General features: G+C 70.6%; 22 protein-coding genes. 8 read left to right on the top strand and 14 right to left on the bottom strand.

Annotated features, from left to right (window positions below):
• Window positions 1-61 precede the first annotated feature (61 nt).
• The 3 genes from mctP to IA22_RS0112790 form a co-directional block, all read right to left on the bottom strand.
• On the bottom strand, window positions 62-1,714 hold the full coding sequence (gene mctP / locus IA22_RS0112800) for a monocarboxylate uptake permease MctP (protein WP_015578680.1): 1,653 nt from the start codon (window positions 1,712-1,714) through the stop codon (window positions 62-64).
• Entirely contained in the window at window positions 1,711-1,974 is a 264-nt protein-coding gene (locus IA22_RS34065; RefSeq protein ID WP_014154151.1) for a DUF3311 domain-containing protein, read from the bottom strand. Before IA22_RS34065 ends, mctP begins: the two co-directional genes overlap by 4 nt.
• A gap of 177 nt (window positions 1,975-2,151) precedes the next feature.
• Window positions 2,152-2,916 carry a GntR family transcriptional regulator gene (locus tag IA22_RS0112790; protein WP_014154150.1) on the bottom strand — a complete coding sequence of 255 codons (765 nt, stop codon included), beginning with the start codon at window positions 2,914-2,916 and terminating at the stop codon, window positions 2,152-2,154.
• Between the two features lie 286 nt (window positions 2,917-3,202).
• Here IA22_RS0112790 and IA22_RS0112785 point away from each other — a divergent pair, with 286 nt between their 5' ends.
• The 4 genes from IA22_RS0112785 (at window position 3,203) to IA22_RS0112770 (ending at window position 8,044) form a co-directional block, all read left to right on the top strand.
• Entirely contained in the window at window positions 3,203-4,501 is a 1,299-nt protein-coding gene (locus tag IA22_RS0112785) for a sugar ABC transporter substrate-binding protein (RefSeq protein ID WP_014154149.1), read from the top strand.
• 124 nt (window positions 4,502-4,625) lie between these two features.
• Complete coding sequence (locus IA22_RS0112780) at window positions 4,626-5,642, top strand: carbohydrate ABC transporter permease (protein WP_014154148.1); 1,017 nt, start codon at window positions 4,626-4,628, stop codon at window positions 5,640-5,642.
• Window positions 5,639-6,511 carry a carbohydrate ABC transporter permease gene (locus IA22_RS0112775; RefSeq protein ID WP_014154147.1) on the top strand — a complete coding sequence of 291 codons (873 nt, stop codon included), beginning with the start codon at window positions 5,639-5,641 and terminating at the stop codon, window positions 6,509-6,511. Before IA22_RS0112780 ends, IA22_RS0112775 begins: the two co-directional genes overlap by 4 nt.
• Window positions 6,512-6,520: 9 nt before the next feature.
• Window positions 6,521-8,044, top strand: a complete 1,524-nt coding sequence (locus IA22_RS0112770) for a glycoside hydrolase family 3 protein (protein WP_030123662.1) — start codon at window positions 6,521-6,523, stop codon at window positions 8,042-8,044.
• 70 nt (window positions 8,045-8,114) lie between these two features.
• Here IA22_RS0112770 and nagB read toward each other — a convergent pair whose 3' ends face one another.
• The gene (nagB, locus tag IA22_RS0112765; protein WP_014154145.1) at window positions 8,115-8,900 is read right to left on the bottom strand and encodes a glucosamine-6-phosphate deaminase; all 786 of its coding nucleotides are present in this window, start codon (window positions 8,898-8,900) and stop codon (window positions 8,115-8,117) included.
• Window positions 8,901-9,471: 571 nt separating this feature from the next.
• Between nagB and IA22_RS0112760 the strand changes: the two genes are divergently transcribed.
• Complete coding sequence (locus IA22_RS0112760) at window positions 9,472-10,938, top strand: sensor histidine kinase (protein WP_030123661.1); 1,467 nt, start codon at window positions 9,472-9,474, stop codon at window positions 10,936-10,938.
• Window positions 10,939-11,134: 196 nt separating this feature from the next.
• Here the strand turns inward: IA22_RS0112760 and IA22_RS0112755 are convergent, their stop codons facing one another.
• Entirely contained in the window at window positions 11,135-11,392 is a 258-nt protein-coding gene (locus IA22_RS0112755; protein WP_003953983.1) for a WhiB family transcriptional regulator, read from the bottom strand.
• Window positions 11,393-11,712: 320 nt separating this feature from the next.
• Complete coding sequence (locus IA22_RS0112750) at window positions 11,713-12,681, bottom strand: diacylglycerol/lipid kinase family protein (protein WP_015578685.1); 969 nt, start codon at window positions 12,679-12,681, stop codon at window positions 11,713-11,715.
• 141 nt (window positions 12,682-12,822) lie between these two features.
• On the opposite strand from IA22_RS0112750, the gene IA22_RS0112745 reads away from it, so the two are divergent.
• Window positions 12,823-13,272 carry a hypothetical protein gene (locus IA22_RS0112745; RefSeq protein WP_030123660.1) on the top strand — a complete coding sequence of 150 codons (450 nt, stop codon included), beginning with the start codon at window positions 12,823-12,825 and terminating at the stop codon, window positions 13,270-13,272.
• 10 nt (window positions 13,273-13,282) lie between these two features.
• Here the strand turns inward: IA22_RS0112745 and IA22_RS0112740 are convergent, their stop codons facing one another.
• The 3 genes from IA22_RS0112740 to IA22_RS0112730 all read right to left on the bottom strand — a co-directional run bounded on the left by IA22_RS0112740 (window position 13,283) and on the right by IA22_RS0112730 (window position 15,146).
• A complete protein-coding gene (locus IA22_RS0112740) occupies window positions 13,283-14,218 on the bottom strand; it encodes an RNA polymerase sigma factor SigF (protein ID WP_015578686.1) in 936 nt (311 codons plus the stop codon).
• A gap of 23 nt (window positions 14,219-14,241) precedes the next feature.
• Window positions 14,242-14,655 (bottom strand): ATP-binding protein, encoded by a 414-nt coding sequence (locus IA22_RS0112735; protein ID WP_014154139.1) that lies wholly within the window; start codon window positions 14,653-14,655, stop codon window positions 14,242-14,244.
• Window positions 14,656-14,885: 230 nt separating this feature from the next.
• Window positions 14,886-15,146, bottom strand: a complete 261-nt coding sequence (locus IA22_RS0112730) for a UBP-type zinc finger domain-containing protein (RefSeq protein ID WP_014154138.1) — start codon at window positions 15,144-15,146, stop codon at window positions 14,886-14,888.
• A 35-nt stretch (window positions 15,147-15,181) separates the two neighbouring features.
• Between IA22_RS0112730 and IA22_RS0112725 the strand changes: the two genes are divergently transcribed.
• Window positions 15,182-16,789, top strand: coding sequence for a Na+/H+ antiporter (locus IA22_RS0112725; RefSeq protein WP_014154137.1), 1,608 nt, complete (start codon window positions 15,182-15,184; stop codon window positions 16,787-16,789).
• Between the two features lie 9 nt (window positions 16,790-16,798).
• On the opposite strand, the gene IA22_RS0112720 is transcribed toward IA22_RS0112725, so the two are convergent.
• From IA22_RS0112720 to IA22_RS0112705, 4 genes are all read right to left on the bottom strand, one after another.
• Window positions 16,799-17,692 carry a 1-aminocyclopropane-1-carboxylate deaminase/D-cysteine desulfhydrase gene (locus tag IA22_RS0112720; protein WP_030123659.1) on the bottom strand — a complete coding sequence of 298 codons (894 nt, stop codon included), beginning with the start codon at window positions 17,690-17,692 and terminating at the stop codon, window positions 16,799-16,801.
• Between the two features lie 29 nt (window positions 17,693-17,721).
• The gene (locus tag IA22_RS0112715) at window positions 17,722-18,312 is read right to left on the bottom strand and encodes an N-acetylmuramoyl-L-alanine amidase (RefSeq protein ID WP_015578689.1); all 591 of its coding nucleotides are present in this window, start codon (window positions 18,310-18,312) and stop codon (window positions 17,722-17,724) included.
• 143 nt (window positions 18,313-18,455) lie between these two features.
• The gene (locus IA22_RS0112710) at window positions 18,456-19,661 is read right to left on the bottom strand and encodes a globin domain-containing protein (RefSeq protein ID WP_030123658.1); all 1,206 of its coding nucleotides are present in this window, start codon (window positions 19,659-19,661) and stop codon (window positions 18,456-18,458) included.
• Between the two features lie 129 nt (window positions 19,662-19,790).
• On the bottom strand, window positions 19,791-20,243 hold the full coding sequence (locus IA22_RS0112705; RefSeq protein WP_014154133.1) for an RrF2 family transcriptional regulator: 453 nt from the start codon (window positions 20,241-20,243) through the stop codon (window positions 19,791-19,793).
• Window positions 20,244-20,342: 99 nt separating this feature from the next.
• Here IA22_RS0112705 and IA22_RS0112700 point away from each other — a divergent pair, with 99 nt between their 5' ends.
• Window positions 20,343-21,770, top strand: coding sequence for an FAD-binding oxidoreductase (locus IA22_RS0112700; protein ID WP_203227114.1), 1,428 nt, complete (start codon window positions 20,343-20,345; stop codon window positions 21,768-21,770).
• A 6-nt stretch (window positions 21,771-21,776) separates the two neighbouring features.
• Here the strand turns inward: IA22_RS0112700 and IA22_RS0112695 are convergent, their stop codons facing one another.
• A complete protein-coding gene (locus tag IA22_RS0112695; protein WP_030123657.1) occupies window positions 21,777-22,799 on the bottom strand; it encodes a questin oxidase family protein in 1,023 nt (340 codons plus the stop codon).
• Window positions 22,800-22,980 lie beyond the last annotated feature (181 nt).

The raw sequence follows: 22,980 nt of genomic DNA, 5'->3' as shown, positions 1-22,980 counted from the left end.
CCGCGGCCTCCGCGCGAACGTCCCGGCGGGGGGATCCCCGCCGGGACGGACGGCGCGGGTCCTAGGCCCGTCGCACCGGCTCGTCGTCGCCCGGCGCACCCACCGTGGCCGGCGGGAGCTCGGTCTTGACGCCGGGGTCGCCGGCGTCCGCCGTGTAGTCGGACGGCGAGGTCTCGTCCACGCCGGCCGGGGCCTTCAGGGCGTTGAGCACGAAGGTCAGCACGACCACCACGACGATGTTCAGCACGATCGCGGTGAGACCGATGTAGCCGATCTCGCCGATGCCCGGGATCTCCTTCGAGGAGCCGCCGAAGTGCTTCTGGGTCGGGCTGGCGACGCCGTACGCGGCCACCGTGCCGTAGAGCATGCCGACCGCCCAGCCGGCGATCAGGGCCCAGCGGTGGAACCACCGGGTGAACAGGCCGCCCACCAGGGCCGGCATCGTCTGGAGGATCCAGATACCGCCCAGCAGCTGGAAGTTGATCGCGACCGTCTTGTCCATGGTGAGGACGAAGGCCAGCGCACCGACCTTGACCAGCAGCGAGACCAGCTTGGAGACCTTGGTCTCCTGGGCCGGGGTGGCGTCCGGCCTGATGAAGTCCTTGTAGATGTTGCGGGTGAAGAGGTTCGCCGCGGCGATCGACATGATCGCGGCCGGCACGAGGGCGCCGATCCCGATCGCGGCGAAGGCCACGCCCGCGAACCAGTCGGGGAACATGTTCTCGAACAGCTGCGGGATCGCGAGCTGTCCGTTGTCCACCTTGATCCCGGCTGCGATCGCCATGAACCCGAGCAGGGCCAGCAGGCCCAGCATCAGCGAGTACAGCGGCAGGATCGTGGTGTTGCGCCGGATCACCTCACGGCTGCGGCTGGAGAGCGTCGCCGTGATCGAGTGGGGATACATGAAGAGCGCGAGCGCCGAACCCAGCGCCAGGGTGGCGTAGCCCCACTGGCCCATGTCGCCCGGGACGAGGCCCGCCACGGGCTTGCCCGCGGCCTCGTTCTTCGCCGAGAACGCCTCGCTCGCCTTGGCGAAGATGTCGTCGAACCCGCCGAGCTTGATCGGGATGTAGATGATCGCCACGGCGATGACCAGATAGATCAGGCCGTCCTTGACGAACGCGATGAGCGCGGGGGCGCGCAGGCCCGAGGAGTAGGTGTACGCGGCGAGCACGGCGAACGCGATCAGCAGCGGCAGGTCCTTGACGAACCAGTGCGTGTTCTCGCCGCCGCCGACGCCCATGACGTCCAGCACGGCCTGGATGCCGACCAGCTGGAGCGCGATGTACGGCATCGTGGCGAGGATGCCGGTGAGGGCGACCGCCAGCGAGAGCCCCTTGGAGCCGAAACGCCCGCGGACGAAGTCCGAGGTGGTGACGTAGCCGTGCTTGTGCGAGACCGACCACAGGCGCGGCAGGAACGTGAAGATCAGCGGGTACACGAGGATCGTGTACGGGACGGCGAAGAAGCCTGCCGCACCCGCCGCGTAGATCGCCGCGGGCACCGCGACGAAGGTGTACGCCGTGTAGAGGTCGCCGCCCAGCAGGAACCAGGTGACCCAGGTGCCGAACGACCGTCCGCCCAGCCCCCATTCGTCGAGGCTGGCCTCGTTCTCGGCCTTGCGCCAGCGCGCCGCCATGAATCCGATGACCGTCACGGCCACGAAGAAGAAGATGAAGACGGCGAGTGCCACGCCGTTCACGCCGTCCTTCATGCGGACGCACCCCCCTTGCGGGCGCGCTGGTCACGCTGCCACAGCTTGTAGGCGATCATGGTGAGGGAGGTCGAGAGCAGTACCCACAGCATCTGGTACCAGTAGAAGAACGGGATGCCGATGAAGGTCGGATCGACCTTCGCGTACGAATCGACCCAGAGCATCGCCACGAACGGGGCGATCAGACAGAGCGCGATCACCACCCTCGTGGGTGTCACTGTCGGTGCCTTCGGTGGGTTCGCACCTGTTTCTTCTGTCATGCGGCGACTCCGTCCCCTCGCTGATCACCTGTGCAATGCGCAGGAAATCTAGGCGAGAGGTCCGGCCACCGTCACCCCCGTCCGCATTGCGGTCCTGCAACGGTCCTTGTGTCGCCCGAAATGACTGGTCCCCCCGCGTGGGCAGGGGGATCAGCCGACTGTGGGGAACAAGCCGTGTCAGTCGGTGGGACGCTTCAGACGGGCCACGAACTTGTACCTGTCGCCCCGGTACACCGAGCGCACCCACTCCACCGGTTCGCCGTCGCCGTCGATCGAGTGCCGGGACAGCATGAGCATCGGCAGACCGACGTCCGTGCCGAGCAGCCCGGCCTCCCGCGGCGTGGCGAGGGAGGTCTCGATGGTCTCCTCCGCCTCGGCGAGCCGGACGTCGTACACCTCGGCCAGCGCGGTGTAGAGCGAGGTGTACTTCACCAGCGAACGGCGCAGCGCGGGGAAGCGCTTGGCCGAGAGGTGCGTGGTCTCGATGGCCATGGGTTCGCCGCTGGCGAGCCTGAGCCGCTCGATCCGCAGCACCCGCCCGCCCGCCGTGATGTCCAGCAGTCCGGCGAGCGTGTCGTCCGCCGTGACATAGCCGATGTCCAGCAGCTGGGACGTGGGTTCCAGACCCTGGGCGCGCATGTCCTCGGTGTAGGAGGTGAGTTGCAGCGCCTGGGAGACCTTCGGCTTGGCGACGAAGGTGCCCTTGCCCTGGATGCGTTCCAGCCGGCCCTCGACCACCAGCTCCTGGAGGGCTTGGCGCACCGTGGTGCGCGAGGTGTCGAACTCCGCGGCCAGGGTCCGCTCGGGCGGCACCGGGGTGCCGGGCGGCATGGTGTCCGTCATGTCGAGGAGATGGCGCTTGAGCCGGTAGTACTTCGGGACGCGTGCCGTACGCGCGCCCGCGCCGGTCTCGCCCGTACTGCTGCCCCCGTCGGCACCCATGGCCCGCCTTCCCGACTGCTGCGTTGCTGCCGTCACCGGCTCCTCCGTCTGTCGCGGCTCACATGGTGGCACGGCCTCGTCACGGGTCGTCGCCCTCCCTCAGGTGTCGGTCCGATAACGGACGCGAGTGCACTTCTTATACACCCTTGACACCCCTAAAGGTCTAGGCCAAGCTCCCGGTACTGGTCTAAACCATTAAAGACCAGGTCCCAGCCCCACAGGTAGCGCCAGGCGTACGTCTTCGCGGTGGGCGGGGGGTTGCTGGTATCCCTGAGGAGGGTGTGGCATGAAGCGCAAGCTCATTGCGGCCGTAGGCGTCGCAGCGATGATGACCGGAATCGCGGCGTGTGGTGGGGACAGTAGCGACAACGCCTCGAAGGACCCGAAGGACCGTACCGAGAGCCTGACGGTCTGGCTGATGGTCGACGCGCAGAGCACCTGGCCGGAACTGGTCAAGGACGTCAACGCGCAGTTCAACAAGAAGTACCCGAAGGTCAAGGTCAACGTCCAGTACCAGCAGTGGGCGGACAAGGCCAAGAAGCTCGACACGTCCCTCGGCGGCGACAAGTTCCCGGACGTCGTCGAGCTCGGCAACACCGAGACGATGCAGTACATCCTCAACGGTGCGCTGGCCGAGATCGACCCCAAGAAGTACGACAACTCCGACACCTGGATCAAGGGTCTGAAGGACACCTGCACCTACGAGGGCAAGCAGTTCTGCGTGCCCTACTACGCGGGTGCCCGGGTCGCGGTCTACAACAAGGACATGCTCAAGAAGGGCACCGGCAGCGACGCCCTCCCGCAGACCGAGGACGAGATGCTCGCCGCGCTCGACAAGGTCTCGGCCGAGTACACCAAGAAGGACAAGCGCTTCTCGTCCCTCTACCTGCCGGGCCGTTACTGGTACGCGGCCATGTCCTACGTCGCGGGCTACGGCGGCTCCATCGCCGAGTACGACGAGGGCGCGAAGGAGTGGAAGGGCAACCTCTCCTCCCCCGAGTCCCAGAAGGGCATCGAGCACTTCGTCAACCTGGTCAAGAAGTACAACAAGGCCGACCAGACCAAGGACGAGCAGGACCACGCCAACGTCATGGCCAACGAGAAGGCGGCCCTGATCTACGGCAACGGCTGGGAGGCCGGCTCCGTCGTCGACGGCGCCAACAACGGCAACCCGAAGCTCGAGGGCAAGATCGGCACGGCCGGCATGCCCGGCCCGAACGGCAAGGCCCTCCCGTCCTTCATCGGCGGTTCGGACCTCGCGGTGACCGCCAAGTCCAAGGTCACCGACCTGGGTGAGGAGTGGGTCTCCCTCTTCACCAGCGAGAAGTCGCAGGAGGTGCTCACCGCGAAGAACATCCTCCCGAACAACGAGAAGCAGCTCGAGCCGCTGAAGTCCAAGCCGGAGACGGCCGCCGTCGCCAACGCCGTGCCGGACGCCTGGTTCACGCCGATCGCGCCGGGCTGGACCTCCATCGAGAAGGAGGAGGTCCTGGAGAACATGCTCCTGGAGATCCTCAAGGGCACCTCGGTGGCCGACGCCACCAAGAAGGCCGACGACAAGGTCAACGAGCTCATCAACAAGTAGTCCCCGGGCTTCGGCTCTCCAGGCGGGGGTCCGCGAACACCGGGCCCCCGCCCTCCTTTTCTCAGGTAGAAACGCCGTGATTCCCGGGTGCAGATCCCCGGAATCCCGATGGAAGGTCAGTCACGTGACTGCTGCCGACACCAAGGCCGCCGGTCCACCGGTACCCGTACCGCGTGTCCCGGAGAAGACCGGGATCTCACCCTCCGGACAGGAAGCCGACGGGCCCCGCCCGAAGAAGCGGCGGAAGAAGGGGGAGCTGCTCCCCTATTTCCTGATCCTGCCGGCGATCCTGGCGATCGCCGCCGTCTACGTCTACCCGCTGATCAAGACCGTGATCATGTCCTTCCAGGACCTGGGGCGGGCGGCCCTCTGGGGCAACGGCGAGACCCCGTGGGTCGGCTTCGAGCAGTTCACCAACATCCTCGGCGACCCGGACTTCTGGGCGGTCGTCGGCAGGACCGTCGTCTTCATGACCATCTGCGTGGTGCTGACCATGGGCATCGGCCTGCTGATCGCACTGATGATGCTGAAGGTCTCCACCTGGGTGCGGCTCGTGCTCACGGTGGCCCTGATCGCCGCCTGGTCCATGCCGCTCATGGTCGCCGCCTCGGTCTTCCGCTGGCTCTCCGACTCCGACTACGGCCTGATCAACACCCTGCTCGCCGACCTCACCGGTGACGAGGACCGGTGGCTCGGCCACAACTGGTTCCTCGACCCGTGGCAGGGCTTCGGCATCATCACGCTCCTGGTCGTCTGGGGCGCCATCCCGTTCGTCGTGATCACCATGTACGCGGCCCTCACCCAGGTCCCCAAGGAACTGGAGGAGGCGGCCTCCCTCGACGGAGCCACCGCGTTCGGCGTCTACCGCTTCGTCACCTGGCCCGTCATCAAGCCCGTCTTCACGATGGTCGCCACGCTCTCGGTGATCTGGGACTTCAACGTGTTCGGCCAGATCTGGCTGCTGCGCGGCAACAAGCCCGAACCCGAGTACGAGACCCTCGGCCTCTACTCCTTCTCCAAGGCGTTCGAGTCCACCTCCTTCAGCCAGGGCAGCGCGATCGCGCTGATCACCGTGCTGATGCTCTCCGGTGTCGCCGTGTACTACCTGCGCCAGCTGATCAAGACGGGAGAGGTCGAATGAGCGCCTCCACACCCACGAACGCGCCTGCCCAGGTCCTGCGGCCCGACCGCAAGCGCAACCGCCTCGGCTACAACATCCTGGCGCTGGTCACGGCCGGACTGATGGCCTTCCCGGTCTACTGGCTGATCGTCAGCTCGCTGCGCCCCAACCACGAGATCCGGTCCTACGACCAGACCCTGTGGCCGTCCTCCCTCACCTTCGACAACTTCGCGCGCGCGGTGAAACAGGACAACTTCGCCACCGCGATCCAGTCGAGCCTGATCGTCTCGGTCACCGCCGTCGTCGGCGGGATGATCATCGCGACCCTCGCGGCGCTCGCGATCGGACGCTTCCGCTTCTTCGGGCGGAAGGCACTGATGATGGTCATGATCCTGGTCCAGATGCTGCCGCCGACCGCGATGCTGATCCCGATCTACCTCCAGCTCAACGCGCTGGGAGGCATCGACGAGTACTGGGGACTCATCGTCGTCTACCTGGTCTCGACGCTTCCCTTCGCGACCATCATGATCCGCGGATTCGTGATCAACATCCCCGTGGAGCTGGAGGAGTCCGCGATGGTGGACGGCTGCACCCGCATGGGGGCCTTCCGCCGGGTCATCTTCCCGCTGCTGGCACCGGGGCTCGCCGCCGCGTCCATCTTCGCGCTGGTCAACGCCTGGAACGAGTACCTCTTCGCCTACATCCTGATCAACGACAACTCCAAGTACACGCTCAACGTGTGGCTGATGACGTTCACGACGGAACGCGGTACGGACTACGGCGCGCTGATGGCGGCCTCCACGCTCATCTCCATCCCGGTCGTCATCTTCTTCATGATCATCCAGGGGAAGATGGCTACGGGGCTCACCTCCGGCGCCGTGAAGGGATAAGGAGCCCCCATGACCACCCTCGTTTCCACCACGGACACCGTCACCCGCGACGCGCTCGCCGTCCTCCAGCCGGGCTTCACCGGTACGACCGCCCCGGACTGGCTCCTGCGCAGGGTCGGCGAAGGCCTCGCCTCCGTCGGACTGTTCGGCCGGAACATCCACTCGCCCGAGCAGCTCGCCGCGCTGACGGCCCGGCTGCGGGCCGAACGCGACGACGTCCTCGTGGCGATCGACGAGGAAGGCGGCGACGTCACCCGGCTGGAGGTCCGCAGCGGCTCGTCCTTCCCCGGCAACCTCGCCCTCGGCGCCGTGGACGACGTGGACCTCACCCGGGCCGTCGCCCGCGAGCTCGGACGCCGGCTCGCCGAGTGCGGGGTGAACCTCAACTGGGCGCCGTCCGCCGACGTCAACTCCAACCCGGGCAACCCGGTCATCGGCGTACGCTCCTTCGGCGCCGACACCGGGCTCGTCGCCCGGCACACCGCCGCCTACGTCGAGGGGCTGCAGGCCGCCGGTGTCGCCGCGTGCACCAAGCACTTCCCGGGGCACGGCGACACGGCGGTCGACTCGCACCACGCGCTGCCCCGCATCGATGTGGACCTGGACACGTTGCACACCCGTGAGCTGGTGCCTTTCCGGGCAGCCGTCGCAGCGGGTTCCAAAGCGGTGATGAGCGCCCATATCCTGCTTCCCGCACTGGACCCGACCCGGCCCGCGACCCTGAGCCCGCAGATCCTCACCGGTCTGCTCCGCCAGGAACTGGGCTACGAGGGGCTGATCGTCACCGACGGCATGGAGATGGACGCCATCGCCGGCACGTACGGCATCGAGCGCGGATCCGTCCTCGCCATCGCCGCCGGCGCCGACGCCATCTGTGTGGGCGGCGGGCTGGCCGACGAGGAAACGGTGCTGCGGCTGCGCGACGCCCTGGTGACAGCGGTGCGCGACGGTGAACTGCCCGAGGAGCGGCTCGCCGACGCGGCCGCACGTGTACGGGCCCTCGCGTCCTGGACGCAGGGGGTCAGGGGGGCTGCCTCGGGGCCGGGCGCGGACGAGCAGGAGGGGACCGCGCCCGGCGCCGGAGCCGGCATCGGACTCGTCGCCGCCCGCCGGGCCGTGACGGTCACGGGCACCGCCGGGCCGCTGGACGGACCGGCGTACGTCGCGGCCTTCACCCCGGTCGCCAACATCGCGGTCGGCGACGAGACCCCGTGGGGTGTGGCGGCCGAGCTGTCGCGGATCCTGCCCGGCACGGAGACCGGCACCTACGGCAGCGGCAGCGTGGCGCCGGCCGCCGAGGTGCTGCGGGCGGCGGGGGAGCGGCGCATCGTCGCCGTCGTCCGTGACGTCCACCGGCACGGCTGGATGAGCGCGGCGCTGGACGAGGTGCTCCGGGCGCGTCCCGACACCGTCGTGGTCGAGATGGGCCTGCCCGTGGCGCCGCCCCGGGGCGCGCTGCACGTCGCCACGCACGGTGCCGCGCGGGTCTGCGGGGTCGCGGCCGCGGAAGCGATCACCGGCACCGGCGTCTGAGTCCGGCAGGACCGACGCGTGAGGGCCGGGTCACCGTGACGGTGACCCGGCCCTCACGCGTGCACGGGTTCTACAGGCCCTGCCACCGCGGCTTCGCCGCGAAGGTCGCGCGGAAGTAGTCCGCGAGCTTCAGCTTCGAGGCCGCCGCCTCGTCGACGACCACCGTGGCGTGCGGGTGCATCTGCAGCGCGGAGGCCGGCACGACCGAGGCGACCGGGCCCTCGACCGTCCGGGCCACCGCGTCGGCCTTGCCCGCGCCGGTGGCCAGCAGGATCGGGTGGCGCGACTCCAGGATCGTGCCGATGCCCTGGGTGATGACGTGGCGGGGCACCTGCTCGATGTCGTCGTCGAAGAAGCGGGCGTTGTCGATCCGCGTCTGCTCGGTCAGCGTCTTGATGCGGGTGCGGGACGCGAGCGAGGAACACGGCTCGTTGAAGCCGATGTGCCCGTCGGTGCCGATGCCGAGCAGCTGGAGGTCCACGCCCCCCGCCTCGGCGAGTGCCTTGTCGTAGGCGTCGCAGGCCGCCTGTACGTCCTCGGCGGCGCCGTCCGGTCCCATGAAGGACTTCTCGGACAGGCCGAGCGGGTCGATGACCTCGCGCAGCACGACCGAGCGGTACGACTCGGGGTGGCCCGGGGGCAGCCCGACGTACTCGTCGAGCTGGCAGATCCGGGCGCGTGAGGCGTCCACCGCGCCCGAGCGGACCTTGGCGGTCAGGGCCTGGTAGACGGGCAGCGGGGTCGAGCCGGTGGCAACGCCGAGCAGGGCGTCGGGCTTGCGGCCGAGCAGCGCCGCGATGGCCTCCGCGATGAGCTCGCCGCCTGCCGTGGCGTCCGGGACGATGACAACTTCCACGCTGTGCCTGCCGATCTGAAGAGTGGCGTCATGTGGACTAGACCAATTATGGGCCCAATCTAGCAGAACGGGGCGTCACGGAGGTGAACCGTGCATGTCCGTGTCACTCGTTGTCGCCCTGTCGGCGGACGGCCCCGCCCGCGAGGGGAACGCGAGAGGGGCGCGAGGGGGAAGGGCCCGGAAAAGGCCCCGGAAACACCCGCGGGCCGCGGCGCCGGGACGGGACCCTCAGCCCGTCCGGCACCGCAGCCCGGAGCTACCTGGCCGGCGGTGTGCGGTGCCTCCGGCCACTTGAGGCACCGGCGCAGTCAGGGCAGAGAGCGCCGGGTGCCTCGGTCCGCCCTCCTGTGCGGGGAGAGCGGAGGTCTGTCGCGCAGGGGGCGCGTCCTGGGCATGCCCTGGCCGTCGTACCCCTACGTGGTGCATTGTGGACTAGACCATTAGGCCCTGTCCATCCGTCGTGGCGGACATTCTCGCGTCCGCGTCCGCCTTCCACCAGTGTCACGCATCCGGCGCCGGATCGGTTCGGAACCTCCTCGATTCCACGGGTACGCTCGCACGTGTGCCCTCCATGAACGACCTCGTCCGCCAGCACACCGCCCTGAGTGACACCGACCTCGAGTGGCTCCACCTGCTGGTCTCGGAGTGGCAGCTGCTCTCCGACCTGTCCTTCGCCGACCTCGTCCTGTGGGTGCCCACCCGCGACGGGACCCGCTATGTGTCCGTGGCGCAGATGCGGCCGAACACCGGCCCCACCTCCTACCAGGACGACATGGTCGGCCACCTCGTGCCGCGCGGCCGCCGGCCGCTGCTCGACGCGGCCCTGGACGAGGGGCGCATCGTGCGCGAGGGGGACCCGGAGTGGCGGGAGGAGGTGCCCGTCCGGGTCGAGTCGATCCCGGTGCGCAGGGAGGGCCGGATCCTGGGCGTCATCGCCCGCAACACCAACCTGCTCACCGTCCGCACCCCGTCGAGGCTGGAGCTGACCTATCTCCAGTCCGCGTCCGACCTGGCCCAGATGATCGCCGCGGGCACCTTCCCGTTCCCCGGCCAGCAGGTCGACATGGACGCCTCGCCGCGCGTCGGGGACGGACTGATCAGGCTCGACGCCGACGGAGTCGTCCAGTACGCCAGCCCCAACGGCCTCTCCGCCTACCACCGGCTCGGCCTGGCCTCGGACCTCGTCGGGCACCACCTCGGCGCGACCACCGCCGAACTGGCCCCGTCGCGCGGCCCGGTGGACGAGGCCCTGGTCAAGGTGGCGAGCGGCTACGCGCCGCGGGAGTTCGAGGTCGAGGGCGCGGGCGGGGTCATCCAGCTGCGCGCGATCCCGCTCAAGCCCAAGGGGGTGCGCATCGGTTCGCTGGTGCTGCTCCGCGACGTCACGGAACTGCGGCGCCGTGAGCGGGAGTTGATCACGAAGGACGCCACCATCCGGGAGATCCACCACCGGGTGAAGAACAACCTCCAGACCGTGGCGGCCCTGTTGCGGCTCCAGGCGCGCCGGATGGAATCGGAGCGGGGCCGTGAGGCGCTCAACGAGGCCGTGCGGCGCGTCGGTTCGATCGCCATCGTCCATGAGACGCTGTCCCAGAATCTGGACGAGCGCGTCGAGTTCGACGAGATCGCCGACCGGGTGATCGCGATGGTCGCCGAGATCTCGCCCGGGAAGGTCACCTGTCGCCGGACGGGACGCTTCGGGGTCCTCGACGCGGAAGTCGCCACTCCGCTCTCGATGGTGCTCACCGAGGTGCTGCAGAACGCGCTGGAGCACGCCTTCACCGTGGCCGAGCAGGGCTCGGTGGAAGTGTCCGCGGTGCGCGGCGGTTCCTCTGCCGGGAGCCGGCTGCTGATCACGGTGACGGACGACGGACGCGGGCTGCCCGAGGGGTTCGATCCCCAGAAGGCCGGCAACCTCGGCCTGCAGATCGTGCGGACCCTGGTCGAGGGCGAACTGGGCGGCACGTTCGGTATGGTCCCCGCCCCGGTGCGCGGTACCCAGGTGGTGCTGGACATCCCCGTGCAGAACGACAAGTAGCGGGGGAGCCGGCGACGACGCTCGCCGGATCCCCGGCACACAGCAGTGGGCCCGGACCGTGGTGACGGTCCGGGCCCACTGCGTGGTGCTCACGGTGCGATGCGCTTCGGGGGTACTGCGCGCTGCGACTCGAAGGCGGGGCTGTGCGTACGCTCTGTACGCGCCGCCGGGCTGAGGCTCGTGAGGGGGGCGTCGGTCAGGCGCTGGCGTTACGCGCCCGGTTGCGAGCGGCGCGGCGCTTCATTGCGCGGCGCTCGTCCTCGCTGAGGCCACCCCAGACGCCGGAGTCCTGGCCGGACTCGAGCGCCCACTGCAGGCACTGCTCCATGACGGGGCAGCGACGGCAGACGGCCTTGGCTTCCTCGATCTGCAGCAGCGCAGGACCGGTGTTGCCGATGGGGAAGAACAGCTCGGGGTCTTCCTCACGACAAACGGCGTTGTGACGCCAGTCCATGGCTGCTACCTCTCCTTGGTATTACATGCTGGTGCTTGTGAATGTGAACGCTTTCACGAATCCCCCCGCAGACGAAGGTCCGACGCCCAGATGAGCTGGATGTGGTCCTGTTGTGGTGAGGAGGGGTTCTGGCTCTCAGTGGAGGCCGATGTTGCGGGCCGTCCCGATCGCCAAGTAGAGATTCGCAAACCTCGGCTGCGGATACAACCCCTTCTGGAAAGTTTTTTTTGATTCCTCGGTGTCGACTAGGTCACAGCCGTACTTCTAAGGGGTGGGGGCCAGCCCAAACGTTCGAGTTAAAGGACTTTGGCCCCTTCGACTCACACAATCACACGCAGTGCACGGCGTACGCCTGTGAACGTCACGCTGGTACGCAGTCCTAGGTGGTCACCGTCCATCTGGAAGGGCAGTGGCGCCTTTGAATGCAAGGTGAAGTCCGTGAGGTCGTGAAGCGACACGGCGTGCTTGCCGTGCGGCCCCTTCTCGGGGCTCGAAGTGAGCAGCTGGGTGGCGTACCGGGTCACGGCGGGGGTGGAAAGACGCTTGAGGCCGAGGACGTCCAGGGCGGTGTCGAAGGAGGCCTTCGGGGAGGCGTATATCGGGCGGTTCCCCAGGTAGGTCCAGGGTGCGGTGTTGCAGATTATCGACAGCGCGAGTTCGGTGACCGGGTCACGGCCGGGGACGTCGAGGGTGATCATCCCGTTGCGCCGGTGCGGGTCGTCCATGAACTGCCGGAGCACCTGGCGCACGTACAGGGCGTGGGTCGACCGCTTGCCCCGCTCGCGTTTCTGTTCGACCCGGCCGATGACCCCGGCATCGAACCCGAGCCCCGCGCAGAAGGTGAACCACCGGCCGGGCACCGCTTCGTCCGCCGTGCCCGGGGTGCCGGCCGCGAGGCCCAGGCCCACCGTGCGCTCGCTGCGGTCGGCGAGGGCGTCCAGGATGGCGCCCGTCGCCTCGACCGCGTCGTTGGGGATGCCCAGGGCCCGCGCGAAGACGTTCGTGGAGCCGCCGGGGACGACGGCCAGGCTGGGCAGGCCCTCGGGGTCCGGGCCCTTGTGCAGCAGGCCGTTGACCACCTCGTTCACCGTGCCGTCGCCCCCGAGGGCGACCACCAGGTCGATGTCGTCGGAGTCGGCGGCCCGGCGTCCCAGGTCCCGGGCGTGCCCCCGGTACTCCGTGGTCACGGCCTCGATCTTCATCTCGCTCGCGAGGGCGTGGATCAGTACGTCGCGGGTCCGCGCACTGGTAGTGGTGGCAGCTGGGTTGACCACGAGGAGTGCGCGCATGCACGCCAGGGTACCTACCGCGCGGTACCTCCCCGAAGTCCCGATCCGCCGGGTCCACGGGTGGTCACGGAGAGTGACCGGCAGTCCTGCCGTGCGGCCCCGGCTTCGCTTCCGGCGGGCCGGGGTGCGAATCTGAGAAGCGTGAGCACTCAGCAGAACACGCCCGCCCCGTCGCCCTCGGCCGGGCCGGAGAAGCCGGGCCGGATCGCCGCCCTGGCCGCACTCAACGCGCTCGAGGGGGCGGCGCTCGTCGTCGGCGGGATCTACATGCTGGCCGTGGGGCTCTTCGGGCGGCCCGACAGCATGCAGCAGGCCGAGATGGGCGGACTGACGCTGGTGGCGCTCGGCCTGATCCCGCTCCTCGCGGCCCGTGGGCTGCTGCGGCGGCGCAGCTGGAGCCGCGGTCCCGCGCTCATCACCCAGCTCATGGCGCTGCCGGTGGCCTGGACGCTGCTGCGGGCCCAGGGCGCGCTGATCCCCCTGGGCATCGTCCTCGCGGCGGTCGCCGTGACGGGCCTCGTGCTGGTGCTCGACCCGGCGACCACGAGGGCGCTGGGCATCCGGGGGCCGCGGACGACCCCCGAAGCCTGACCGCGTCCGGCTACTCCTCGACGAGCAGCCGCTCGCGCAGCTGTGCGAGCGTGCGGGCCAGCAGGCGCGAGACGTGCATCTGCGAGATGCCGACCTCCTGCGCGATCTGCGACTGGGTCATGTTGCCGAAGAAGCGCAGCAGCAGGATCCGCTTCTCGCGCGGCGGGAGGTCCTCCAGCAGCGGCTTGAGCGACTCGCGGTACTCGACGCCCTCCAGCGCCTCGTCCTCGGAGCCGAGGGTGTCCGCGACCGCCGGCGACTCGTCGTCCGTGTCCGGGACGTCGAGCGAGAGCGTGCTGTAGGCATTGGCCGATTCCAGCCCCTCCAGCACCTCCTCCTCGGAGATGCCCAGCCGCTCCGCCAGCTCGTGCACGGTGGGCGAGCGGCCGTGCTGCTGGGAGAGCTCCGCGGTGGCCGTGGTCAACGACAGCCGCAGCTCCTGGAGGCGCCGCGGGACCCGCACCGCCCAGCCCTTGTCCCGGAAGTGCCGCTTGATCTCGCCGACGACCGTAGGGGTCGCGTACGTCGAGAACTCGACGCCGCGGTCCGGGTCGAACCTGTCCACCGACTTGATCAGACCGATCGTGGCGACCTGGGTCAGGTCGTCGAGCGGCTCGCCGCGGTTGCGGAACCTGCGGGCCAGGTGCTCCACGAGCGGCAGGTGCATCCGCACCAGCCGGTTGCGGAGCTCGGCCTTCTCCGCCGAGCCCTCGGGCAGCGCACGGAGCTCGATGAAGAGCGCCCGCGCCCCGCTGCGGTCGTGCGGATCGTGGTGCCCGTGCTCGCTCATCCGGCCCGCCCGCTCCGCCTGTGGCTGCTCGGGCGCGGCCGGACGGCCCTGCGCCTCGTCCGCACCGTCCGCCCCGCCCTCCGGATGCGGCCGGGCCTGCTGCTCCGGGAGGGCCGCCGGGCGCACCGCCCCCGACCGGATCGTCTCGTCACGCACAGGACCGTCCCCGTTCCCGTCGCTCACGCCGGCCCGGGTCCCGCGCCGCGCTGTTTGTAGAGGCTGATGCTGACCGTACGGTCGTCGGCGACCGTGGAGTCGACCTTGCCGGCCAGCGCGGAGAGCACCGTCCAGGCGAAGGTGTCGCGCTCGGGGGCCCGGCCGTCCGTCGTGGGGGCCGAGACGGTCACCTCGAGGGAATCCCCGACGAGGCGGAACACACAGCTGAGGACGGAGCCGGGCACGGCCTGCTGGAGCAGGATCGCGCAGGCCTCGTCGACCGCGATGCGAAGATCCTCGATCTCATCGAGAGTGAAGTCCAAGCGTGCTGCGAGACCGGCCGTGGCCGTGCGCAGCACCGACAGGTAGGCACCCGCAGCGGGCAGCCGGACCTCTACGAAGTCCTGGTTCCCGGGCTCGCCTGCGATCTGGGACACCCTCACCTCCAAGGTGGCACAAACTCGTTCGAGGCTCCGGGACGGGTGCCCGGGGCCGTGCGGTCCGTCGTCGGTCCTAGGGGTCGGCGACGCTGTCGCGACCCATGATGCCGTGTCGCCGAGACCGTAACCTCATGATTACTCATGGTAGGCATATGAGTACACACAGTGGCTAGAGGTCTGCGGCGGTCAATTGCGAAGAACCGGCGCCGGTTTGACGTACCCAGGCCTCAGACGATCGAACCGTCCACGAAGCACCAGCGCCAGCTCTCGGCGCATTCGAAGCTGCGCATCACGGGATGGCCGGTCGCCTCGAAGTGCGCCGTGGCGTGCTTCAGGGGTGACGAATCGCAGCACCCGACGTGCCCGCAGACCAGGCAGAGCCGCAGTTGCACGGGATGGGTGCCGGCCGCCACGCACTCCGGGCAGGTGTCGTCGAGCGCGACGGGCTCGGGGCGCGGCAGTTCGGATACATGCAGGCACTCGCTCATGATGGCCACGTTACGTCGGATGTGAGGACTGTGAGATGGACGCATTGCCGCTGGTGGCGCTCGTCGCGGCAAGCGCGGCGGTCGCCGGGGCCGCCCGCCGGACGCCGGTGCCCGCCCCGCTGCTGCTGGTCGCCGCCGGGCTGCTGGCCTCGTACCTGCCGGGGGTGCCGGCCTACACGCTGGACGCGCACGTCGTGCTGCCCCTGCTGCTGCCGCCGCTGCTGTACACGGCGGCGGTCGACAGCTCGTACCTGGACCTGCGGGCCAATCTGCGTCCCGTCGCCCTGCTGTCCGTGGGATACGTGCTCTTCGCGACGTTCGCGGTGGGGTGGCTGGCCTATCTCCTCGTGCCGGACCTGCCGCTCACGGCGGCGCTGGTGCTCGGCGCCGTGATCGCCCCGCCGGACGCCGTCACCGCCGCCGCGATCGCCCGGAGGGTGGGCCTGCCCACCCGGGTCACCACCATCCTGCAGGGCGAGTCCCTGGTGAACGACGCGACCGCGATCACCGCCTTCAAGGTGGTCCTCGCCGCGGCGGTCGGCGAGGGCATGAGCTGGGGCGAGGGGATCGGGGAGTTCCTGCTGGCCTCCGTCGGGGGTGTCGGCGTCGGCCTGCTGCTGATGGTGCCGCTGCACTGGCTGCGCACCCACCTCACGGAGGCGCTGCTCCAGAACACCCTGTCGCTGCTGATCCCGTTCGTCGCGTACGCGGCCGCGGAGCGGGTGCACGCCTCCGGTGTGCTGGCCGTGGTCGTCGTCGCGCTCTACCTGGGGCACCGCTCCTGGCAGGTCGACTTCGCGACCCGGCTCCAGGAGGCGGCGGTGTGGAAGATGGTCGCGTTCGTCCTGGAGTCCGCGGTCTTCGCGCTGATCGGGCTGCAGTTGCCCTTCGTGCTGAAGGAGCTGGGCGCCTACAGCGTGCTGGACGCCTTCCGGTACGCGGTGCTCGTGTTCGTCGCCGTGGTGGTGGTGCGCTTCGTCTGGGTGTACCCCGCGAGCTACCTGCCGCAGTGGTTCTCCGCGCGCATCAGGGAGCGGGAGGGGCCGATGCCGTGGACGTCCCCCCTGATCGTCGGCTGGGCCGGGATGCGGGGGGTCGTCTCGCTCGCGATCGCCTTCTCCATCCCCGCGCTCACGCACGACGGGGAGGACTTCCCCGCGCGCAGCCTGGTGCTCTTCCTGACCTTCACCACCGTCATCGGCACCCTGGTCGTCCAGGGGCTGAGCCTGCCGCTGCTGGTGCGGGTGCTGAAACTGCCGGGTCGCGACGTGCGGGCCGAGACGCTGGCCGAGGCGCAGGCGCAGGCCGACGCGTCCACGGCCGCGGACGAGCGGCTGGACGCGCTGCTGGCCGACCCGCGCAACGCCCTGCCCGATCCGCTCACCCAGCGTCTGCGCACCGTCATGGAGCGCCGCCGCAACGCCGTGTGGGAGAGGCTCGGCCGGTCCAACCCGGTCACCGGGGAGTCCGCGGACGACACCTACCGCCGGCTCGCGCGGGAGATGATCGCCGCCGAGCGCGAGGTGTTCGTACGCCTCAGGGACGAGCGGCGGATCGACGACGAGATGCTGCGCGCCCTGCTGCGCCGGCTGGACCTGGAGGAGGCCGCCGCCTACCGGGAGTCGGACGGCGACCGGTCGTGACCAGGGGTCTCAGGGCCGTCCGGTCACGACCGCGGTGACCGTGGATCCCGGGGCGAAGGCGCCCTCCCCGGCCAGCACGGTCAGCCCGTACAGCAGTTTGGCCACGTAGAGCCGCTCGACGGGCAGTCCGTGCCGGTCCTCGAAGTCCTCGGCGAACGCGTGCAGCTCCGGTGTCGTACGGGCGTACCCGCCGAAATGGAAGCGTTCGTCCAGCGACCACCGCCCGGCCGGGCCGCCGAACGCCTCCCGTTGCAGGTCGCGCACCGCGGCTCCCAGGAATCCGCCCCGCAGGACGGGGATCCCCAGGGCGCGCTGGTCGTCGCCGAGGCCCGCGGCCAGTCCGGCGAGGGTGCCGCCGGTGCCGCAGGCCACCGCGACCGTGCCGGTCCGGCCGCGCAGTTCGCGGCCGAGCTCTGTGCAGCCCTGTGCGGCCGGTGCGTTGCTGCCGCCCTCCGGGACGACCGCACAGTCCCCGAAGAGGCTCAGCAGGCCCTCCAGGACCTCGGGGGCGGTCTTCGCGCGGTAGGTGGCCCGGTCCACGAAGTGCAGACGCATGCCGTCGGCCGCGCACTGCGCGAGGGAGGGGTTCAGCGGCCGGTGGGCCAGCTCGTCCCCCCGGACGACGCCGACGGTGGGGAAGCCCAGCAGGCGCCCGGCGGCGGCCGTGGCGCGGAGGTGGTTCGACCACGCGCCGCCGAAGGTCAGTACGGTGCGGCCGGCGGCGGCCCTGAGGTTGGGGGCGAGCTTGCGCCACTTGTTGCCCGGCAGGTCGGGGTGGATCAGGTCGTCGCGCTTGAGCAGCAGGGTCACGCCGTGACGTGCGAAGCGCTCGTCCCCGGCCGGCTGCAGGGGTGAGGGAAGCACCGGCTGCAGCCGGGAGAGGTCGAGCGCTCCTTGGTCCATGCCTCCATTGTGTGCCGCCCCGCGAGGCGCTACTTCAGGCGGTCGTGGATCCGGTTGCGCATGCCGGTCAGGGAGAAGCCGCGCGGATCGACCTTGCCTGGCTGCCACTCCCGGTGCCCGATGACCGAGGGGGCGTCCCAGCCGTGGTAGCGGCAGACCGCGGCGGCGGCCTTCTCGATCGCCTCGAGCTGGACGGCCGGCCAGGGATCCTTCCCGTCGCCGAGGTTCTCGCACTCGAAGCCGTAGAAGTGGCGGTTGCCGTCGGTGTTGGACTCGTTGTCCGTCGGCAGGCGCTTCTCGGCGATGACGGCGCGCAGGACGTCGTCGTCCCCCAGGCCGGCGTGGTTGGCGCGGCCGTAGCCCACCAGGTGGACCCGTCCGTCCTTGGCGATGACACCGTGGCAGAGCGGGCCCGGCAGACCCGCGTAGCCGTCACGGCAGATCTCGACGGTGCGGGCCGTGCCCTTCGTGACGGTGTGGTGCAGCATCACACCGTGGACCGGCCCCCAGGGGCCCTTGTGGTTGCGGTTGTGCGTACGCCAGTCGCCGACCTGGACGACGGTGAGTCCCTCGGCCTTCAGCGCCTTGAGGAAGTTGCTCGCGGACATGGGTGAGGACATGGCCGACTCCTTACGTTCGCGGGGGAGTGTGTCCCGTACAGCGCTTGTACCGGAACAAGAGGCTCCGGCAAACCTGTTCGGGCGCTGTCCGAGCCGTGTGCGATTCGATCCGGACAGTCCGCGAACGCCCCGGGTGGCCGGGCTCAGTCCTGGGCGAGCCACAGATCGGGGCCGAACACCTCGTAGTGGATGTCGGCCGGGGCCACGCCCTTGCCGAGGAGCTGCGAGCGGACGGCGCGCATGAAGGGGAGCGGGCCGCAGAGGTAGGCGCGGGTCCCGGGGGCGACGGCCACGTCGCTCAGGTCGACCCTGCCGGTGCGGTCCGTGCTCCCGCCGGACGGGGCGGGCTCCGGGTTCTCGTACCAGAAGTGGGAGACGGCGCCGGGGAGCCTGCCGGTGAGCGCCTCGTGGTCCGCGCGCAGCGCGTGGTCGGCGGGCGAGCGGTCACCGTGCACCACGGTGACCGGGGAACCGTGCCCCTCCTCCGCCAGGTGCTCCAGCATCGACAGGATCGGGGTGCAGCCGATGCCGGCCGAGGCGAGGAGCAGCGGGGCGTCGGACCCGTCGAGCACCAGGTCGCCGTACGGCGCCGAGACGCGCAGCCGGTCCCCGGGGCGCAGCCGCTCGTGCAGGTGCGCGGAGACCTCGCCCTCCGGTCCGGCCTCGCCCCGCACCCGCTTGACCGAGAAGGAGCGCGTCGTGGAGCGGGTGGAACCGGTGAGGCTGTACTGGCGTATCTGGTGGGCGCCGTCGGGCAGTTCCACCTGGACGGAGACGTACTGGCCCGGCCGGAAGGCCGGTGCGGGGGCGCCGTCGGCCGGTGTGATGCGGAAGGTCGCCACGTCCTCGGTGTCCTCGACGCGGGACGTCACCGTCCACTCGCGCCACACGTCGCCGGCCGTCACGTCCTGCTGCGCGTAGAGCCGCTCCTCGAGGGCGATGAGCGCGTTGGCCATCAGCCAGTAGACCTCGTCCCAGGCCGCGGCGACCTCGGGGGTGACGGCGTCGCCGAGGACCTCGGCGACGGCCGCGAGGAGATGGGTGTGGACGACGGCGTACTGCGGGGCGGTGATGCCGAGCGAGGCGTGCTTGTGGGCGATGCGGTTCAGCATCACGTCGGGCCGGGTCCCCGGGTTCTCCACGAGCCGGGTGGCGAAGGCGGCGATGGATCCGGCGAGTGCCCGGCGCTGTGTGCCGGAGGCCTGGTTGCCCCGGTTGAACAGGTCCCTGAGGAGTTCCGGGTGGGCCTCGAACAGCTTCCGGTAGAAGAGGTCCGCGATGTCCCCGATGGCCGCTCCCACGGCGGGGAGGGTGGCTCGGACGGTGGCGGTCGACGTCTCGGAGAGCATCGGTTGACTCCTCTGGTGCGAAGGCGGGCCTCATGCGGACCCGTTTAATTGGCATGTGAGATGCATATTTTTAGGCAGCGCGATCCTGTCGCCGTGCGCCGTGGGGTGCGGTCGGCGGGGGCCGGTGGATCAGCCCGGCGCCGGGCGGCCGCGGCTGATGCCCAGCAGGAGCGGGCCGGTGGGGGAGGCGGCGAGATCGCTGACCGTGAGCGGGTCGAGCGAGGCGTAGAAGGCCTCTTCGGCCCGTCGCAGTGCCGAGCGGAGCCGGCAGGCGGACCGCAGGGGGCACGGGGTGTCCCCCTCGCATTCGACGACTTCGCCCGGCCCCTCCAGCTCTCTCACCAGGGTGCCGATCGAGGCGGAGCGCCCCGCGGTGGTGAGCGTGAGGCCCCCGCCGCGGCCCCGGCGCGCGTCGACGAGCCCGAGGTGCTGGAGGCGGGCCACGACCTTGGCCGCGTGGGTGTAGGGCACCTCCATGGTGGCCGCCACCTCGCGGGTGGTCGGCGGGTCCTCGCCGTCCGTCGTGACGGTCAGGCGCATGAGCACCCGCAGCGCCACATCGGTGAATCGCGTCAGCCGCATGGCGGCAGCGTAGATAAGTTGCATTGTGGATGCAAGTTAGGGTGCCCGGTTCCGGCCGGAGGGGGCGCGTCATGATGGAGGGGTGCGGCCCCGTGACGGATGCGGGGCGCGCGTGGGCGAGAGAGGTGGTCAGCGGCCGTGCAGAAGCCGAACGCAGCCGACGGGATCCCGGCGGGCAAGGTCATCACCGACCCGGACAGCCTGGGCCGTTACGCGCACGACGAGGCGGAGTGGGCCCCGGCGGGGCTGCCCCTCGCCGTCGTACGCCCGCAGGACACCGAAGAGGTCCGGGCCGTCGTCGCGTACTGCGCCCGGCACCGCATCCCGGTGGTCCCGCGCGGCGCCGGTACGGGCCTGTCGGGCGGGGCGAACGCGGTGGACGGGGCCGTCGTCCTCTCCTTCGAGGACATGAACCGGATCCTGCGCATCGACCCCGTGGAGCGCCTCGCCGTCGTCCAGCCGGGCGTCGTCAACGACGACCTGCGCGCGGCCTGCGCCGAGCAGGGCCTCTGGTACCCGCCGGACCCGGCGAGCTCGCCCTGGTCCACCATCGGCGGCAACGCGGCCACCAACGCCGGGGGCATGTGCTGCGTCAAGTACGGCGTGACCCGCGACTACGTGCTCGGGCTGGAGGCCGTCAACGGCCTCGGCGAGATCGTCCGGATGGGCCGGCAAACCGCGAAGGGGGTCGCCGGGTACGACCTGTGCGGTCTGTTCGTCGGCTCCGAGGGCACTCTCGGGGTGATCACCGAGATCACCGTGAAGCTGCGGGGCGCGCGCCCGCCGGAGCGCACGGTGGCGGGCTTCTTCGACTCGGTCGTCGCGGCCGGTGACGCGGTGAGCCGGGTGACGGCGGCGGGAGTCGTTCCCTCGGCGCTCGAACTCCTCGACCGGCACTGCCTGAAGGCCGTCGACGCGTGGAAGAACATGGGCCTCTCGGCGGACGCGGACGCGATCCTGCTCGGCCGCGTGGACACCCCCGGAGCCGCCGGCGACGCCGAGGCCGAGACCATCCGGGCCGCTTTCGCCGAGGCCGGCGCCGCCTGGGCCGAGGTCTCCACCGACCAGGCGGAGGCGGACGCCCTGTTCCAGGCCAGGCGGCTCGCCTATCCCGCGCTGGAGCGGCTGGGGCCGGTGCTCACCGAGGACGTGGTCGTGCCGCGCTCCCGGGTGCCGCAGATGCTGGCCCGCATCGAGGAGATCGCCGGTGAGCACGAGGTGCTCATCGCCAACATCGCCCACGCCGGGGACGGCAACCTGCACCCGCTGATCATCACCGAACCCGGCGACGACGCGGCCAGGGCGCGCGCCCAGCTCGCCTTCGAGGAGATCCTCGACGCGGCCATCGCCTTCGGCGGCACGGTCACCGGCGAACACGGCGTGGGGCTGCTGAAGATGGGCGGCATGGACCGCGAGGTCGGCCCCGTCAACCTCGCCATGCAGCGGGCGGTCAAGGCGGCCCTGGACCCGTACGGCATCCTCAACCCGGGCAAGGTCGTCGTGTCGGGAGCGCCGCTCGCGCACTGAACCGCCCTACCGCAGCGGTTCGCCGAGCTCCACGGCACGCAGGGCCGCCGCGAACGCCCGCTCGTCGCCGACGTCGAGCGCCGTGTCGGCCAGCTTGACGACGTGTTCGTCGCCGTGCGCCAGGGCACGCTCGAAGACCTCTTCGGGGGTGACGGCGCCCGGCGGGACACAGGGCTCCGGGGCGTCCGGCGCGTACATGGCGGTCACCGCCGCGGAGGCCGTCCAGGCCGCCCGGAGACTCGGGACCCACAGGGCCCGGGGAAGGGCGGGCAGCGTGCGCAGGACGGCGTTGGGAGCCGTGGCCGCGTGCACCAGCATCGTCGCGTCGCCGTGGCCGTGGGTGGCGTACCGGTGCGTGGCCGCCCGGACGAGTTCGGTGAGCCGGCGGTGCGCCTCGGCAGGGTCCGTGACGGCCGCCGCCCACACCGGCAGACTCCTGACCCGGCCGAGCCGGGCCGGGAAGCCGCCCTCCCGCACGTCGAGCGGCACCACCGCGTCGAGGGCCGCCGCGGCGTCGGCGGCGCCGGACACGGGGACCAGGTCCGCGACGGGGTGGTGGCGGGCCGCCCAGTACCCGAGGGCGTGGGCGAGCTCGGTCAGACGCGGCTCGGTGATCCCGCCCCCGCTCCGGTCCGCCAGGAGCGTGCGCACGGCATGGCCCACGCGGATCACCGGATGCGTCGATCCTCCGTACATGCCGGGCAGGAGACGCGGCCACCACAGGGCGAGCACGTCGCGCCAGGGCCGTTCGCCGAGTTCGCGGCCGAACCGGGCTATCCAGTCGGCGGCGCGGCGCGGGTCGCCCAGAGCGGAACGCCAGTCGGCGTCCGCGATCGGCTCGACGGCGTCCGGGAACTCCTCCAGCCGGGACGCGTACAGGTCGAGCCAGCGGTGCACGGCCGCCTCCTGACCGCGGGCGGCGAGGGCCTCGACGGCCATCGGCGCGTGGTTGGTCAGCCGTCCCAGCCGCTCGGGGCCGGAGGCGTGAAGCCGTTGGAGCGCCTCGTCGAGGGTGCCTGTCGTATCCATGGCGAGCACGCTATGCGGGCTTCCACGGCCGCGTAACGGGCGCGGGTCGCAGCCGGGGACGTCGAGGTCGCATCCGCCGTACCGACCGAAGTCCTAGGTCACCCGGTCCCGTTCGACCGGGTGTCCGAATGCGGTGCCCCGGGGCCCCGCCCGGGCACCGAGTGCGGGTGAGGTGCCCCTC

Origin of the sequence: Kitasatospora papulosa (assembly GCF_000717245.1) — a bacterium.
In the GTDB taxonomy this organism is placed as follows: Bacteria; Actinomycetota; Actinomycetes; order Streptomycetales; family Streptomycetaceae; genus Streptomyces; species Streptomyces papulosus.
Note: the sequence above shows the minus strand (reverse complement) of the source record. Positions and strands in the feature narration are given on the sequence as shown.

Excerpts from the sequence above, each read along its gene's own strand:
- IA22_RS0112755 (WP_003953983.1), bottom strand. The coding sequence starts at position 11,392 with ATGGACTGGCGTCACAACGCCGTTTGTCGTGAGGAAGACCCCGAGCTG.
- mctP (WP_015578680.1), bottom strand. The coding sequence starts at position 1,714 with ATGAAGGACGGCGTGAACGGCGTGGCACTCGCCGTCTTCATCTTCTTC.
- IA22_RS0112700 (WP_203227114.1), top strand. The coding sequence starts at position 20,343 with ATGCGGGGCGCGCGTGGGCGAGAGAGGTGGTCAGCGGCCGTGCAGAAG.
- IA22_RS0112720 (WP_030123659.1), bottom strand. The coding sequence starts at position 17,692 with ATGGACCAAGGAGCGCTCGACCTCTCCCGGCTGCAGCCGGTGCTTCCC.
- IA22_RS0112705 (WP_014154133.1), bottom strand. The coding sequence starts at position 20,243 with ATGCGGCTGACGCGATTCACCGATGTGGCGCTGCGGGTGCTCATGCGC.
- IA22_RS0112785 (WP_014154149.1), top strand. The coding sequence starts at position 3,203 with ATGAAGCGCAAGCTCATTGCGGCCGTAGGCGTCGCAGCGATGATGACC.
- IA22_RS0112715 (WP_015578689.1), bottom strand. The coding sequence starts at position 18,312 with ATGTCCTCACCCATGTCCGCGAGCAACTTCCTCAAGGCGCTGAAGGCC.
- IA22_RS0112790 (WP_014154150.1), bottom strand. The coding sequence starts at position 2,916 with ATGGGTGCCGACGGGGGCAGCAGTACGGGCGAGACCGGCGCGGGCGCG.
- IA22_RS0112725 (WP_014154137.1), top strand. The coding sequence starts at position 15,182 with ATGGACGCATTGCCGCTGGTGGCGCTCGTCGCGGCAAGCGCGGCGGTC.
- IA22_RS0112775 (WP_014154147.1), top strand. The coding sequence starts at position 5,639 with ATGAGCGCCTCCACACCCACGAACGCGCCTGCCCAGGTCCTGCGGCCC.
- IA22_RS34065 (WP_014154151.1), bottom strand. The coding sequence starts at position 1,974 with ATGACAGAAGAAACAGGTGCGAACCCACCGAAGGCACCGACAGTGACA.
- IA22_RS0112760 (WP_030123661.1), top strand. The coding sequence starts at position 9,472 with ATGAACGACCTCGTCCGCCAGCACACCGCCCTGAGTGACACCGACCTC.
- IA22_RS0112710 (WP_030123658.1), bottom strand. The coding sequence starts at position 19,661 with ATGCTCTCCGAGACGTCGACCGCCACCGTCCGAGCCACCCTCCCCGCC.
- IA22_RS0112695 (WP_030123657.1), bottom strand. The coding sequence starts at position 22,799 with ATGGATACGACAGGCACCCTCGACGAGGCGCTCCAACGGCTTCACGCC.
- IA22_RS0112730 (WP_014154138.1), bottom strand. The coding sequence starts at position 15,146 with ATGAGCGAGTGCCTGCATGTATCCGAACTGCCGCGCCCCGAGCCCGTC.
- IA22_RS0112770 (WP_030123662.1), top strand. The coding sequence starts at position 6,521 with ATGACCACCCTCGTTTCCACCACGGACACCGTCACCCGCGACGCGCTC.
- IA22_RS0112750 (WP_015578685.1), bottom strand. The coding sequence starts at position 12,681 with ATGCGCGCACTCCTCGTGGTCAACCCAGCTGCCACCACTACCAGTGCG.